Source organism: Pseudomonas sp. COR18, from assembly GCF_048568395.1.
Taxonomy (GTDB): Bacteria; Pseudomonadota; Gammaproteobacteria; order Pseudomonadales; family Pseudomonadaceae; genus Aquipseudomonas; species Aquipseudomonas fuscovaginae_B.
In genome coordinates this window covers 5,855,066-5,867,861 of the sequence record NZ_CP183808.1, presented here as the reverse complement: position 1 = coordinate 5,867,861, position 12,796 = coordinate 5,855,066, and the positions used below count along the sequence as shown (strand labels likewise).

Here is a 12,796-nt window from a genome sequence, read left to right as displayed (position 1 = left end):
TTCAAACTATCTGATCTTAAAAATCATCAATAAATATCTTTTTAGAATTAGCTTAGTTTCGCTGTCGATCGGCTCGTCATGATCAGGTGGGCGTCGCAGGCTCCTTCCCCGGCCGGGCCGGAAGGCTCTGGAACGCGAGTTACGGGGAAAGCCTGGAAAGAGAGCCCGGAAAATCGACTTATACCCAAAAGAGATCAAATCATTCTTTTATATTCTTTTGTCGTTCAGTCGTTGGGCTGCAAGACTCGGCGCCGAATCATCCATCAAGTGTTGAGAACCCCATGAAAAAACTGACTGCCCTCACTGCCCTTACTCTCGCGATCGTCTCGGGCCTGGCCCACGCCGACCGCCTGGAAGACATCAGGAAATCCGGCGTCCTGCGTGTCGCCGCATTCGACAGCAACCCGCCATTCGGCTTCATCGACGCCAAGACCAAGCAGATCGAAGGCCTGGACGTGGATTACGCCAAGGCCATCGCCGACAAGCTCGGCGTGAAACTGCAACTGCAACCGACCAACCCGGCCAACCGCGTGCCGTTGCTGGTCGCCAACAAGGTCGACCTGGTGCTGGCCAACTTCACCATCACCCCGGAGCGGGCCGAGCAGGTCAACTTCAGCATTCCCTACTTCAGTTCAGGCCAGCAGTTCATCGTCAAGAAAGGCACTCTCAAGTCCCGCGACGACCTGAACAAGTGGCGCGTCGGCGTCGACAAGGGCACCGTCAACGAAGGCGTGCTGCGCGAGAAATTCCCCGGTGCCAAGGTCGTTGCCTACGACGACACGCCGTTCGCCTTCACCGCCCTGCGCAACGGCAACGTCCAGGCCATCACCCAGGACGGCCCGAAACTGATCGGCCTGCTGGCCAACGTGCCGGACAAGGACAAGTACGAAGTACCGCCCTTCACCATCTCCAACGACCTGATCGGCGTCGGCATTCCCAAGGGCGAAACCGCCCTGACCGACCTGGTCAACCAGACCCTGGTGGAACTGGAAGCCAAGGGCCAGGCGCAGAAGATCTACGACACCTGGTTCGGTCCCGACACCAAGACCCCGCTGGCGCGCCTGTACAAGATCGGCGACAAGAGCTGATCGCCCTCCCCGCCGTACCCCCACAGCCTGCCCGGTTCGCCGTGCGGGCTCTTTGTCTTCTGGATGGACACCGTGATCGATGTTTGGTGAATTGCTCGGCCCGCAGTACCTGAAATGGCTGTTCGATGGATTTGTCCTGACCCTGGCGCTGTCCGCCGTAGTCTGCCTGGTGGCGACCGGGCTGGGCTTTCTGGTGTGCCTGGCACGCCTGTCCGGCTCGCGCTGGCTGGCCTGGCCTGCACGTGGCTACCTGGCGCTGCTGCGCAACACTCCGCTGCTGGTACAACTGTTCTTCTGGTACTTCGGCGTCAGCGCGCTGCTGCCCGAAGAGCTGGTGACCTGGCTCAACCTGCCCCATGAGGTGAGCGTCGCCGGCATGACCCTCGACTGGCCGTCCTTCGAATTCATCGCCGGTTTCTGGGGGCTGATGCTCTACACCTCGGCGTTTATCGCCGAAGAGTTCCGCGCCGGCGTCGCCTCGGTGCGTCCGCAACAGCGCGAAGCCGGCCTGGCCATGGGCCTGCGCCCGGCACAGGTGTGGCGCTACGTGGTATTGCCGCAGGCCCTGCGCACGGCCCTGGGGCCCTTGCTCGGGCAATACATGAACGCCCTGAAGAACTCCTCGCTGACCATGGCCATCGGCCTGGCCGAGCTGTCCTACGCCTCGCGCCAGGTCGAGACCGAGACCTTCAAGACCTTCCAGGCGTTCGGCTTCGCCACCCTGCTCTACATCTTCAGCATCGCGCTGATCGAAGCGGCGGGCCAGTGGATCCGCCAGACCCGCCGTTATCGCCAGGGAGCGGCCTGAGCCATGGACTTTTCCGTCATCACCGACAACCTCGACTACTTCCTGCTCGGTGCCTACCCCAACGGCCCGCTGGGCGGCGCCGCGCTGACCCTGGTGCTGAGCGTGCTGTCCGGCGTCAGCGCGGCCATCCTCGGCCTGGTGCTGGGCATTGCCCTGAGCACCGTCAAAGGCTGGCCGAAAGGTCTGTTGATTGCGGTACTGGGTTTCCTGCGGGCGATCCCGGTACTGATGCTGATCTTCTGGAGCTACTTCCTGCTGCCGATTCTGTTCCACTTCGACATCCCGGCGCTGTTCACCGTGGTCTGTGCCCTGTCGCTGATCGGCGGCGCGTACCTGGCGTACTCGGTGCACGCCGGTATCCAGAGCCTGCCGGCCGGCCAGTGGGCCGCGGCACGGGCACTGGGCATGCGGCCGGTACAGGTCATGCGCCTGATCATCCTGCCCCAGGCGTTGCCGATCATGCTGCCGTCGTTCCTCAACCAGTGGATCTCACTGATCAAGGACACGTCGCTGGCGTATGTGATCGGCGTGGGCGAGCTGTCGTTCGTGGCGACGCAGGTGAGCAACCGGGTGATGGTTCATCCGACGGAAATCTTTGTGTTCGTGGCGCTGGTGTATTTCGTGTTCTGTACCGGCCTCGATCTGCTGGCGGGTGTGCTGACCCGCAAGCAGGCAACCACTCGATAAGCCCAGACACTGCAGCTCGCTCTCCTGTGGGAGCGGGCTTTCACCGACTACTCGAAGACCAGCACCTCACAGCCCTTGGCCTCGACCATCTCGGCAAACGCCGGCAGCCGTGCGACGAAATCCCGTTCGAACGCCAGGTAACGATCCTGGGTCGGCAGGTAGCGAATCGTCGGCTCGACCCGTGGAATATCCCTGGACGACAGCTTGAGCACCCGGTTGCTGCTCTGGTTCCAGAACCAGGCGATGGTCCGTGTGCCGAAACTGTTGGACTGATAGTTCAGCACCCACCAATCGCCGTGTCCACGGCAAGCCTGCACCCTGCCATGGAAGGTGCGCAGCGTGATCGTGCGCTTGGGCTGCGTGACGAAATACTGTGTCTGCTGGCGAATCTCGCTGCCAAACCCATCCAGCACCGCCCTGCTCGCGCTGCCGGTCACGAAGTTGAAACGCCACGCCTCCAATACCCGCTCGGCCCAACCCGCATCCTCCGGATTCTGGCGCTGGCCCTGGCTGAACAGCAGCACTTCGTCGTTGCCCAGGTACAGGCTGGAGGCCCAGTCCTGGGCACCGCCTGCGGGCATCGACCGGGCAGCCGCGGCCTGGCCCGGCTGCTCCTCATCCCAGATCCAGCACCGCGGCCCGTTGTATTGCATGAACAGCAAACGACGGGGGCCGATCTGCAGGATCGCCACGTCATCCGGGCACTCGAAAATCACCTCACTGGAGTCCGCGGTGATGCGCCAGATACGCGTGAGGTGTTCCGGCTCATACAGGCGCTGGCGTTCGAATATCCGCGAACCCATGACCAGAGTGGCCCACTCGAACTCCGGCCAATCGACCCCCGCCGGACCGAAAGGCTGGATTGCCTGCCCCTGGCAGGTTTCATAGCGGAACCGGTCTTCGCCGTGGCGCTCCCCCCTCTTGACGCGGCGCTTCCACAGGCTGCGCTCGGGGCTGGCATGGATGAGTTGCAGGTCCGCCCCGTCCGTGCCATCGGCTCGGTGCTCGAGCATGTCCTGTTCGGTTGGCGGCCATGGGTTGTAATTGATCAGGAAACACTGCCAGTGCTCTTCGTCCTGCTCGGTGATCGAGGCCCAACCGTTGCTGTAGTGGGTCTCGTCAACGTAGGTGGCGCCCGGATAGTGGTGCACCTCCTGCCGCCAGTTCAGCTTGCGGCGCTTGCCCCTGGCCTTGTCGGGCTCGGGCACGGACGGCTGTTGTGCTCCGATCAAGATCGGGGTGAGCCTTGGCTCGCCGTGATCCTTCTCCCAGTACCGGGCAAAGGCCCGGCGTTGTTCAACAGGCACGATGACTAGCCGATAGTCATCGGCTCCGGCATCCAGGTTCCACACGTCGTAGCCCTGCTGCGCCAACAGGGGCACCAGGGCCTGCAGGCAGACTTCAGCCATTTCGTTGGACAATTCATCCAGCAGCGCCTCGAACCCTGCGCCGGAAAATACGCTGATCTGGGGATAGTAATGCTGGAACAGCGCGAGCAGCTCGCCGCCAGGTATTTTCCAATCGACATGAAGCCGTGGATCGAATGGGGATTGCATCAGCGGCCTTCCTCGGCGATTGAGGTGCACATCTTAGACTCACACCCGTCGGGCCGCCTATCGGCGCCAGGCGACCCCGTTCACAAATAGCGGATGATACGAATCGCCACTCTACAAGTCGCCACTCTACAACGAACCCCTTCCCTGTCCGGTAGCCGGCAATTCCCGGGTCGGCTCCTTCGGCCCGATGAAGAACCAGAGCACCAGCCCCAGCACCGGCACCCAGATCAACACGACGATCCATAATCCCTTGGTGCCGGCGCTCCGTCCGCTCCTGAGCACACTCCTGATGGCCCACAACTCGACCAGCAACACCACCACCGCCAGGGCGATCCAGACATATTCGATTTGCATGGTTTTCCTCCCTTGTGTCTGACGTTAGGTAGGAGCCAGTGGCGAGGGTTCATTCGGATTTGATGGGGTTTGCGCCTCACTCCCGAAAACCGCGCGAATCGTCGGAATTTACAGCCCCTGCTAAGAGGGATATCCTTTTGCCACCTATGAGAATCAGACTCATTTCCCAAAAGGCATCCCGTTGACTCAGCATTCCCACTGCCCCACGCCCATGCTCAAGGACAGCGAAACAGGCGTCTATTCCAAACCCCGCATCTTCCTGCACTGGTTATCTGCCGCCGTGATCCTGTGGGCGACCTTCAGCGGCTTCGGCGTGACCCTGCTGGATCAGCACGCGCCATTTCGGCAATGGGTCGAGTCGTTCAACCCTCAACTCACCAGCCTTTTCATCCCGTTTTTCGCCTGGCGTCTCTGGCTCGCGATAAAGTCCCCCGCGCACCCCGCCCACCGTGGCTGGCAGGCTCGCCTGGCCGGGCTTGCCCATGTGGCGATCTATGCCACGGTGACTGCCGTGCTGGTCACGGGGGTGCTGATGATGAATCACCCGGTGGAGATACTCGATCTGTTCGAGTTGCCACAGTGGGTTCATTCCAGATCCGCGTTGCTGCAACTGCATCAGGAACACCATGTCATGTGCGCACTGCTCGGCGGATTGGTTGCGCTGCACCTGCTGGCGGTGGTGCAACATCAGCTGATGGGAAGGTCGGTATTGGGCAGGATGCTCAATCGCCAACCTCGCCCGGAAAACCGATGACATCCCTGCAACGTTGAACCGGCCACTCAGGCTGGGCTCGAAACCTGCTCACGCAACCTACTTTCCCCGTCACCTGTTACCAGTGTGTAGCCGTCTGTTAAACATTGAAAAACAATGTAATTCCATCGTCCCGAGGCTTGTAGAGGATCGGCTGTTGCCTATTTACTAACGCAAATTGCCTATCAACCACTTGTCCGCAAAAGTGGTCGAGCGGTTTCTCATCCCGCGACAAGACAGCCCGAACCGAGAGGATTTGCCTGGTGCCCCATCTAACCTTCCGCCGCGCCGAACCGGCTGATTCATCGACCTGCATCAGGATCCGCGGGTTGACGAGAGAAAATGCGTTCACCGAGGAGGATCTGCGCGCCCTGGGGATCACCGTCGAGTCCTGGAGCGCAGGCATCCTGGACGGCAGCGCTCCCGGCTTCGTCGCCTGCGTGGACGGCCAGATCGTCGGCTACTGTTTTGGTGACCGGGATACCGGGGAAATCACCGTGCTGGCCCTGCTACCCGCCTACGAGGGCCAGGGCATCGGTAAACACCTGCTGGCGATGATGACCGATACCTTGCGAGATCAAGGGTTCAAGCGCTTGTTCCTGGCATGTGCCAGCGACCCGAGCGTACGCTCCTACGGTTTCTACCGGCACCTGGGCTGGACCTCGACAGGCACGCTGGATGAAGCTGGAGACGAGATACTGGAAATATCGGTTGGATGATTGTGGATCTCTCAATCACTCATCCCAAACGCCTTATCCAACCCCTTGGCGCCCTTGGACGTCAGACTCAGGGCGCGTGAATCAAGATGACGGCTGACCCAGCCACGCTTGAGCAGCAACTCCAGCAACGCCGCCCCCAACGCCCCACCGATATGCGGAGAACGTTCGCTCCAGTCCAGGCAGGGATAGGCCAGGCGTCGGCGCTGGCGGGACACCGCCTCGACATCGATGCCCAAACGAACCAGGGCGCTGGTTCCCTGTGCCGTCAAGCGGTAATCCCTGCCCGCAGCCTCGATCCAGTTTCCTCGTAACAGCGCGTCATGCAGCCTGACGGCGACCTCTCCCGCGATGTGGTCATAGCAGGTCCTGGCCTGCCGCAAGGCTGAAGGCGTTGCCGACTGGAACGGCACCACATCGCGGGCGCTGATTGCCAATAGCGCCTCCAGGGCCCGAGCCACCTGGGAATTGGCCAGGCGATAGTAGCGATGCCTGCCCTGCACCAGCATTTCAACCAGTCCCTGCTCACGCAGGCGCAGAAAGTGCCCGCTGGCCGAAGACGCACCGATATCAGCCACGGCCGCCAGTTCCGTGGCCGTACGTGCATGACCATCGAGCAGGCTGCAGAGCATTCGTGCCCGTGCCGGATCGGCGATCGCACCGGCGACGGCTGCCAGGGACAGGTCAGTTGTTTCTGCATCCATAGTTCACCATTACATGAAGTATCTCTGTCAGCGCGCATCATACTCGCCAAAAACCTGTTGAAAGGATGCATTCATGAAACAAGCGAATTTTTTTGGCCGAAAGGTCGTGGCAGCGACCTTCCTGATGGCGGTGTTTGGCTGGGGTATCGGTTTCTATGGGCCGCCGATCTTCCTTCACGCGGTGATCCAGCGCACCGGTTGGCCCCTGCCACTGTGTTCGGCGGCAGTTACCCTGCATTTCCTCGCGGGAATCCTGGTAGTGGTGAATCTGCCCCGGCTCTACAGGGGCCTCGGACTTCCTCTCACCACCGTGCTGGGTTCGGTGCTGCTGGGCGTCGGCATCTACGGCTGGTCCATCGCCGCCCAGCCCTACCAACTGTTCATCGCCGCGACCCTGAGCGGCCTGGGCTGGGTCACGCTCGGCGCGGCCGCCGTCAATGCGCTCATCTCTCCCTGGTTTGTGCTCAAGCGCCCATCCGCCCTGGCAACAGCCTATAACGGCGCGAGTATCGGTGGCGTGATTTTCTCCTCGGCCTGGGTGTACCTGATCGAGCGGATCGGCTTCAGCCAGGCGGCCCTCGTGATTGCCAGCGTGTCGACGGCGACCATTGCCGTGCTGGCAATCACGGTGTTCAGGTTCCGTCCGGAAATGCTCGGGCAGCATGCCGACGGTGCCGCACAACCGCCCGTGCAGCCAGCCGTTGCCCTCATGGCCGTAACCACCTCGCTCTGGCGCGATCGTTGCTTCGTCACCCTGGCGGTGGCCATGTCGCTGGGCCTGTTCGCCCAGATCGGGCTGGTCACTCACCTGTTTCTCATCCTGACCGGGCATGTCAGCGAGACCCGTGCCGGGCTGGCGATGGGATTGGCAACGGCAAGCGCAATCGCAGGTCGCACACTGGTGGGCTGGCTGATGCCAGCGGGGGCGAATCGCCGCAACGTCGCCTGCCTGAGCTACGGTTGCCAACTGCTCGGCTGCCTGGTGCTGACTGGGCTGGGAGCTTTCCCTGAGTCGCTGTGGGTCGGGGTCATCCTGTTCGGCGTAGGCATCGGCAACGCCACCTCGCTGCCACCGCTGATTGCACAAGTGGAGTTTCCAGGGGCGCAGACCCAGCGAGTGGTCACGCTGATCGTTGCCACGGCCCAAGGCTGCTATGCCTTTGCGCCGGCCTTGTTCGGTGCGCTCAAGAGCCTGGCCGGCGCCGCACAGGGGGAACTTCTGCTGCTGGGCTGCGCGGCTATGGTCCAGGGCTTGGCGATCCTCTCCCTGCAGTTGGGCAGACAGGAACAAAGGCCTCTGCTACATGAACCGACGGCCTGATCCTTTCATCTTGCCGAGAACCACGCCGTGCTAGATTTTCCGCGTCGCCCCTCAAACACCGGGATGGAACGTGTCACTGACTGCTCGCCGCAAGGCACATGCCGGATTGAGATTTTGCATGGTGCTGTGCACCGCACTCTCGAGCGCCGCCTTCGCTGCCGTGGAACCGGACCCCGGCGGTTCCGGGATCGCCAGTGCCTGCCAACCCTCCGCCAGCAGTCCGTCTGCCAGGCAACTACTGGCTGCGGCGAGTCGGCAACTGAGCGCCACGCCCCAACCGCTGGCCCGTCTGCACACCGAAGGAACCCTGCCAGGCCAGGGCATGCGCGAACAGAGCATTGCCGCCGAGAGGGACTGGCCGATCCTGCGTCGGGCAGCACTGGCCTGGCGCCTGAACGGGGATCCACGCTATCTGAAGCAGGTCGATGAAGGCCTCGCGGCCTGGTTCAGCACCTATCAGCCGGATTTCAATCCGATCGACGAGACCCAACTTGAGCAACTGATCGAGGCCTACAAGCTGACCGCCGGACAGTTGCGGCCGCAGACCCGCGAGACCAGTCGCGCCTTCCTGCGCAACCTCGGCAATGGCTACCTGGCCCAGGTCGCCCAGTTCCATGGCGCCAAGGGGGGGACCCATACCAACAACTGGCAGAGCCATCGGGTCAAGCTCGTTACCCTGTCTGCAGCCGCGCTGGCTGACCGCCAGATGCTCAGGCAGGCCTTCGGGCTCTTTCGCCAACAGGTCGCCGATAACCTGCTGCCCGATGGCTCCGTTACCGACTTCAAGGAGCGCGATGCCCTGCACTACGTCGTCTATGACCTGGAGCCACTGGTCCAGGCCGCGCTGGCGGCCCGCCCCTACGGCATCGGCGGCAACTGGCTGGACTACCGCACACCAGGCGGCGCTTGGCTGGCGCACTCGCTCGACTGGCTCACGACCTACGCCAGCGGACAACGCAGCCACCAGGAGTTCGTCCATACCACCGTGAAATTCGACCGTGACCGTGCAGGTGTTGGCGAAAGCGGCTACAGCGGTAGCTGGGAACCGAAAAGCAGCAGCCAGTTGTATTGGCTGGCGGCACAGCTGGACCAGCGTTATCTGCCGCTCGCCCGGCAACTGGCGCCCAACCCGCCGGATTGGCTGGGCGCCTGCTACCTGAAATAGGTGACCCGCGATGTTTGCAAGGTCCCTGGGGGAGCCGGCTTGCTGGCGATAGCAATCGACCCGACGGCTTCAAACACCGAGCAGGCTTGCCGCCCATCGCGGAGAGCCGGCAAGCCGCACCCACGGGGATCGCACACGGCTCAGACCAGGGGTGTTTCCGGACAGGTGTCCGTTAGGCGATATCCAGGGACTTATTGGCGTTAGTCGGAAGGCATCGAACCGGCTAAAGTGCCCATACTGTTTCTGTCCCCGGATAACGCCCCCCATGACCCGACCCCGTTTCCTGCCCGACAACTTCACCCTGACACTGATCAGCGTGGTGATTCTCGCCAGCCTCCTGCCCGCCAGTGGCCAGGTGGCGGTCGGTTTCGGCTGGCTGACCAACATCGCCATCGCCCTGCTGTTCTTCCTGCACGGCGCCAAGCTCTCGCGCGAGTCGATCCTCGCCGGTGCCGGCCACTGGCGCCTGCACCTGCTGGTGTTCGGCCTGACCTTCGTGCTGTTCCCGCTGCTGGGCCTGGCGCTCAAGCCGGTGCTCTCGCCGCTGATCGGCGACTCGCTGTACATGGGCATGCTCTACCTCTGCGCCCTGCCCGCCACGGTGCAATCGGCGATCGCCTTCACTTCCCTGGCCCGAGGCAACGTACCGGCGGCCATCTGCAGCGCGGCGGCCTCCAGCCTGTTCGGCATTTTCCTCACGCCGCTGCTGGTGACCCTGCTGCTGAATGTGCATGGCGAGGGTAGCTCCACCCTCGATGCCATCGTGAAGATCAGCGTGCAACTGCTGCTGCCGTTCATTGCCGGCCAGATCGCCCGGCGCTGGATCGGCGCCTGGGTCGGCCGCAACAAGAGCTGGCTGAAGTTCGTCGACCAGGGTTCAATCCTGCTGGTGGTCTACAGCGCCTTCAGCGAAGCGGTGAACGAAGGCATCTGGCACCAGATCCCCGTCCGCGACCTGGCCGGCCTGGTGGTGGTCTGCTGTGTGGTGCTGGGTCTGGTTCTGGCAGCGTCGACCCTGCTGGGCAAGGCCTTCGGCTTCGACCAGGAAGACCGTATCACCATCCTGTTCTGCGGTTCGAAGAAGAGCCTGGCCACCGGCGTACCCATGGCCCAGGTGCTGTTCGCCGGCAGTACCATCGGCGTGCTGATCCTGCCGCTGATGCTGTTCCACCAGATCCAGCTGATGGTCTGCGCGGTGCTGGCCCAGCGCTACGCCAAGCGCCCGGAGTCGGTTGGCGAACTGATGGGCCAGGTCGATCCTTGAAGCCCTGCCAGGTTCACCCCCTGACTGTAGGAGCGTGGCTTGCCCGCGAAAAGGCCCCCAAGCCTCGCGCAGAACCCTAGAATCTCCCACAGAAGGCATTTCCGGTTCCCGCAGGGACGGTGGACCGGATCGGCAGTACCCTTGCCGAGTCAGCGACAGCGGCGCAGCATGTGCCGTACATAACAAGCAGCCATGAGGAAATCCAATGCTTCTGCACCTGTCGACCTGGACCGAGATCGGCCAGTTTCTCGAACGCAGCCGTACCATCGTCGTACCCATCGGCTCCAACGAGCAGCATGGCCCCACCGGGCTGCTGGGGACAGACTGGATGTGTCCGCAGATCATTGCCCATGAGGCGCAGAAAAGCGCCGATATCCTCATCGCTCCGACCTTCAACATCGGCATGGCTCAACACCACCTGGCGTTTCCAGGCACCCTCTCGCTGCGGCCGTCGACCTTCATCGCCGCCATCGGCGACTGGGTACGCTCCCTGGCCGGTCACGGCTTCGAGAAGATCCTGTTTCTCAACGGCCACGGCGGCAACATCGCCTCGATCGAGGCAGCGTTCTCCGAACTGTATGCCGAAGCCAGTTTCGCCAGGCGCCGCGCCGGTTTCGCCCTGAAGCTGTGCAACTGGTGGGACCTTGAGGGCGTCGGCGAATTGGCTCGTGAGCAGTTCCCGACCGGCCACGGCAGCCACGCCACGCCTTCGGAGATCGCTGTGACGCAGTGGGCCTATCCGGACGCCATCAAGTCGGCCGAGTACTCGCCGCAGATCGCCAACACCGGGCCGATCCGCGAAGCGCTCGACTTCCGTGCACGCTTCCCGGATGGCCGCATGGGCTCCGACCCGGCCCTGGCCAGCGTGGAAAAGGGCGGCGCTCTGGTGCACCTGGCGGCACAGAGCCTGGTGAAGGAAGTGCAAGCCTTCAGCCGCGAAGCACTCCCGTAGTGACACCCGGCCCCACGGGCAGCCCCGTGGGCCTCACTGCCTACTCCGCCGATCGACTCAACTCACCGATCTTCTCCAGCCGCGCCCGGACGATGTTGCGACTGATGTTCAGCAGGCGTCCGGTCTGCAACTGGTTGCCGTGACAATAGCGGTAGGCCGTGCGGAAAATGGTTTCCTCGATATGCTCGTACAGATCCGGGATATTGCGCTCGAACAAGGCATTGAGCGCGGCTTCGAGGTCCGCCGGGCCGCTGATCGCCCGTGTTGGCGGTGCGGGTTCGTCCTGCCGCACGCCACTGACCGGACGCATGTCCACCAGATGCAGGTCGGAAGGGGCCACCCGCTGATTGCGGCATACCAGCAAGGCGTGATGGATGGCGTTCTCCAACTCGCGGATGTTACCGGGCCAGCTGTGCTCCAGCAGTTTGCGTTCGGCCTCGCTGCTCAGTGATGCTCGGTTGTAGCCCAGGCGCTGGCAATGCTCCTCAAGGAAAAACTCTGCCAACGGCAGGATGTCTCCTGGGCGCTCGCGCAACGGCGGCAAGCGGATCGTCGCCACATGCAGACGATAGAACAGATCCTCACGGAAATTCCCCGCCACTACCGCGTCGGCCAGGTTGACGTTGGTCGCCGCCACCAGCCGCACATTGATCGGAATCGGCGTGCGCGAGCCGAGGCGTACCACTTCACGCTCCTGCAGCACTCGCAACAGCTTGACCTGCATGTTCAGTGGCAAGTCGCCAATCTCGTCGAGAAACAACGTGCCACCGTTGGCCGCCTCGAACCAGCCGGCCTTGTTCGTGGTGGCGCCGGTGAAGGCGCCCTTCTCATGGCCGAACAGCTCGCTCTCCACCAGCGTCTCGGCGAACGCTCCGCAGTTGACCGCGACAAAGGGTTCGCGCCCACGTCGGCTCAGATGATGGATGTGCCGCGCGACCAACTCCTTGCCGGTACCGGTCTCGCCGATGATCAGCGTGTTGGCCTCGCTGGGGGCCAGGCGCTCGATGCGGCTGAGCAGCTCCTGGGAGCGCGGGTCCTTGAAAACCAGAACGGTGGCACGCACCGACTTGGTCAATTCGCGGGCGTTGGGATGTGTGATCAGCGACATGGTGCATTCCTGGCAGTAAAAGCGCGCCCCCATAGTGCCCGAAGATTTTTAGACTAAATAATTATTAATTAATATTTATATATTCCCTGAAATCATATGCATGTTTTTTGTTACACGTCTGCTGCTGGAGCAGCAATCGGTCAGCAGCCGCCTGTGTATCAATCAACACATGATTGTCCCGACGATACTCGCCAGAACCCCTTGCGCCCTTGTCGACCGCGGTCTGCAGCGCAATGACGGTTCACTGGCACGCAACCTGCTCTGCCCCCTCGGGAACATCACACATTGGCCGCCAGCGGCGGATCGCCAGCAAGCCGGTCCC

Annotated in this window: 13 protein-coding genes; 9 read left to right on the top strand and 4 right to left on the bottom strand. The window is 62.5% G+C overall.

The window, feature by feature from the left end; genetic code table 11:
- Positions 1–281 precede the first annotated feature (281 nt).
- The 3 genes from ACM62G_RS26950 to ACM62G_RS26940 all read left to right on the top strand — a co-directional run bounded on the left by ACM62G_RS26950 (position 282) and on the right by ACM62G_RS26940 (position 2,583).
- The gene (locus tag ACM62G_RS26950) at positions 282–1,088 is read left to right on the top strand and encodes an ABC transporter substrate-binding protein (RefSeq protein ID WP_054058837.1); all 807 of its coding nucleotides are present in this window, start codon (positions 282–284) and stop codon (positions 1,086–1,088) included.
- A gap of 79 nt (positions 1,089–1,167) precedes the next feature.
- On the top strand, positions 1,168–1,896 hold the full coding sequence (locus ACM62G_RS26945; RefSeq protein ID WP_054058838.1) for an amino acid ABC transporter permease: 729 nt from the start codon (positions 1,168–1,170) through the stop codon (positions 1,894–1,896).
- Between the two features lie 3 nt (positions 1,897–1,899).
- Positions 1,900–2,583, top strand: coding sequence for an amino acid ABC transporter permease (locus tag ACM62G_RS26940; protein WP_054058839.1), 684 nt, complete (start codon positions 1,900–1,902; stop codon positions 2,581–2,583).
- A 47-nt stretch (positions 2,584–2,630) separates the two neighbouring features.
- On the opposite strand, the gene ACM62G_RS26935 is transcribed toward ACM62G_RS26940, so the two are convergent.
- Positions 2,631–4,139, bottom strand: a complete 1,509-nt coding sequence (locus ACM62G_RS26935) for a hypothetical protein (RefSeq protein ID WP_419736009.1) — start codon at positions 4,137–4,139, stop codon at positions 2,631–2,633.
- A 126-nt stretch (positions 4,140–4,265) separates the two neighbouring features.
- Positions 4,266–4,493 carry a PLD nuclease N-terminal domain-containing protein gene (locus tag ACM62G_RS26930; protein WP_054058841.1) on the bottom strand — a complete coding sequence of 76 codons (228 nt, stop codon included), beginning with the start codon at positions 4,491–4,493 and terminating at the stop codon, positions 4,266–4,268.
- A gap of 211 nt (positions 4,494–4,704) precedes the next feature.
- Here ACM62G_RS26930 and ACM62G_RS26925 point away from each other — a divergent pair, with 211 nt between their 5' ends.
- On the top strand, positions 4,705–5,247 hold the full coding sequence (locus tag ACM62G_RS26925) for a cytochrome b (RefSeq protein ID WP_081009876.1): 543 nt from the start codon (positions 4,705–4,707) through the stop codon (positions 5,245–5,247).
- 326 nt (positions 5,248–5,573) lie between these two features.
- Positions 5,574–5,963 (top strand): GNAT family N-acetyltransferase, encoded by a 390-nt coding sequence (locus ACM62G_RS26920; RefSeq protein WP_239687995.1) that lies wholly within the window; start codon positions 5,574–5,576, stop codon positions 5,961–5,963.
- An 11-nt stretch (positions 5,964–5,974) separates the two neighbouring features.
- On the opposite strand, the gene ACM62G_RS26915 is transcribed toward ACM62G_RS26920, so the two are convergent.
- On the bottom strand, positions 5,975–6,664 hold the full coding sequence (locus ACM62G_RS26915; protein ID WP_054058843.1) for an ArsR/SmtB family transcription factor: 690 nt from the start codon (positions 6,662–6,664) through the stop codon (positions 5,975–5,977).
- Positions 6,665–6,737: 73 nt separating this feature from the next.
- On the opposite strand from ACM62G_RS26915, the gene ACM62G_RS26910 reads away from it, so the two are divergent.
- From ACM62G_RS26910 to ACM62G_RS26895, 4 genes are all read left to right on the top strand, one after another.
- Positions 6,738–7,985, top strand: a complete 1,248-nt coding sequence (locus tag ACM62G_RS26910) for an MFS transporter (RefSeq protein WP_419736008.1) — start codon at positions 6,738–6,740, stop codon at positions 7,983–7,985.
- 118 nt (positions 7,986–8,103) lie between these two features.
- A complete protein-coding gene (locus ACM62G_RS26905) occupies positions 8,104–9,150 on the top strand; it encodes an alginate lyase family protein (RefSeq protein ID WP_419736007.1) in 1,047 nt (348 codons plus the stop codon).
- A gap of 265 nt (positions 9,151–9,415) precedes the next feature.
- On the top strand, positions 9,416–10,414 hold the full coding sequence (locus tag ACM62G_RS26900) for a bile acid:sodium symporter family protein (RefSeq protein ID WP_054058846.1): 999 nt from the start codon (positions 9,416–9,418) through the stop codon (positions 10,412–10,414).
- Between the two features lie 205 nt (positions 10,415–10,619).
- Entirely contained in the window at positions 10,620–11,366 is a 747-nt protein-coding gene (locus ACM62G_RS26895; protein WP_273820832.1) for a creatininase family protein, read from the top strand.
- 40 nt (positions 11,367–11,406) lie between these two features.
- Here ACM62G_RS26895 and ACM62G_RS26890 read toward each other — a convergent pair whose 3' ends face one another.
- Positions 11,407–12,474: a sigma-54 interaction domain-containing protein gene (locus ACM62G_RS26890; RefSeq protein WP_273820833.1), complete on the bottom strand. Its 1,068-nt coding sequence runs from the start codon at positions 12,472–12,474 to the stop codon at positions 11,407–11,409.
- Positions 12,475–12,796 lie beyond the last annotated feature (322 nt).

Excerpts from the sequence above, each read along its gene's own strand:
- ACM62G_RS26950 (WP_054058837.1), top strand. The coding sequence starts at position 282 with ATGAAAAAACTGACTGCCCTCACTGCCCTTACTCTCGCGATCGTCTCG.
- ACM62G_RS26945 (WP_054058838.1), top strand. The coding sequence starts at position 1,168 with ATGTTTGGTGAATTGCTCGGCCCGCAGTACCTGAAATGGCTGTTCGAT.
- ACM62G_RS26940 (WP_054058839.1), top strand. The coding sequence starts at position 1,900 with ATGGACTTTTCCGTCATCACCGACAACCTCGACTACTTCCTGCTCGGT.
- ACM62G_RS26935 (WP_419736009.1), bottom strand. The coding sequence starts at position 4,139 with ATGCAATCCCCATTCGATCCACGGCTTCATGTCGATTGGAAAATACCT.
- ACM62G_RS26930 (WP_054058841.1), bottom strand. The coding sequence starts at position 4,493 with ATGCAAATCGAATATGTCTGGATCGCCCTGGCGGTGGTGGTGTTGCTG.
- ACM62G_RS26925 (WP_081009876.1), top strand. The coding sequence starts at position 4,705 with ATGCTCAAGGACAGCGAAACAGGCGTCTATTCCAAACCCCGCATCTTC.
- ACM62G_RS26915 (WP_054058843.1), bottom strand. The coding sequence starts at position 6,664 with ATGGATGCAGAAACAACTGACCTGTCCCTGGCAGCCGTCGCCGGTGCG.
- ACM62G_RS26910 (WP_419736008.1), top strand. The coding sequence starts at position 6,738 with ATGAAACAAGCGAATTTTTTTGGCCGAAAGGTCGTGGCAGCGACCTTC.
- ACM62G_RS26905 (WP_419736007.1), top strand. The coding sequence starts at position 8,104 with ATGGTGCTGTGCACCGCACTCTCGAGCGCCGCCTTCGCTGCCGTGGAA.
- ACM62G_RS26900 (WP_054058846.1), top strand. The coding sequence starts at position 9,416 with ATGACCCGACCCCGTTTCCTGCCCGACAACTTCACCCTGACACTGATC.
- ACM62G_RS26895 (WP_273820832.1), top strand. The coding sequence starts at position 10,620 with ATGCTTCTGCACCTGTCGACCTGGACCGAGATCGGCCAGTTTCTCGAA.
- ACM62G_RS26890 (WP_273820833.1), bottom strand. The coding sequence starts at position 12,474 with ATGTCGCTGATCACACATCCCAACGCCCGCGAATTGACCAAGTCGGTG.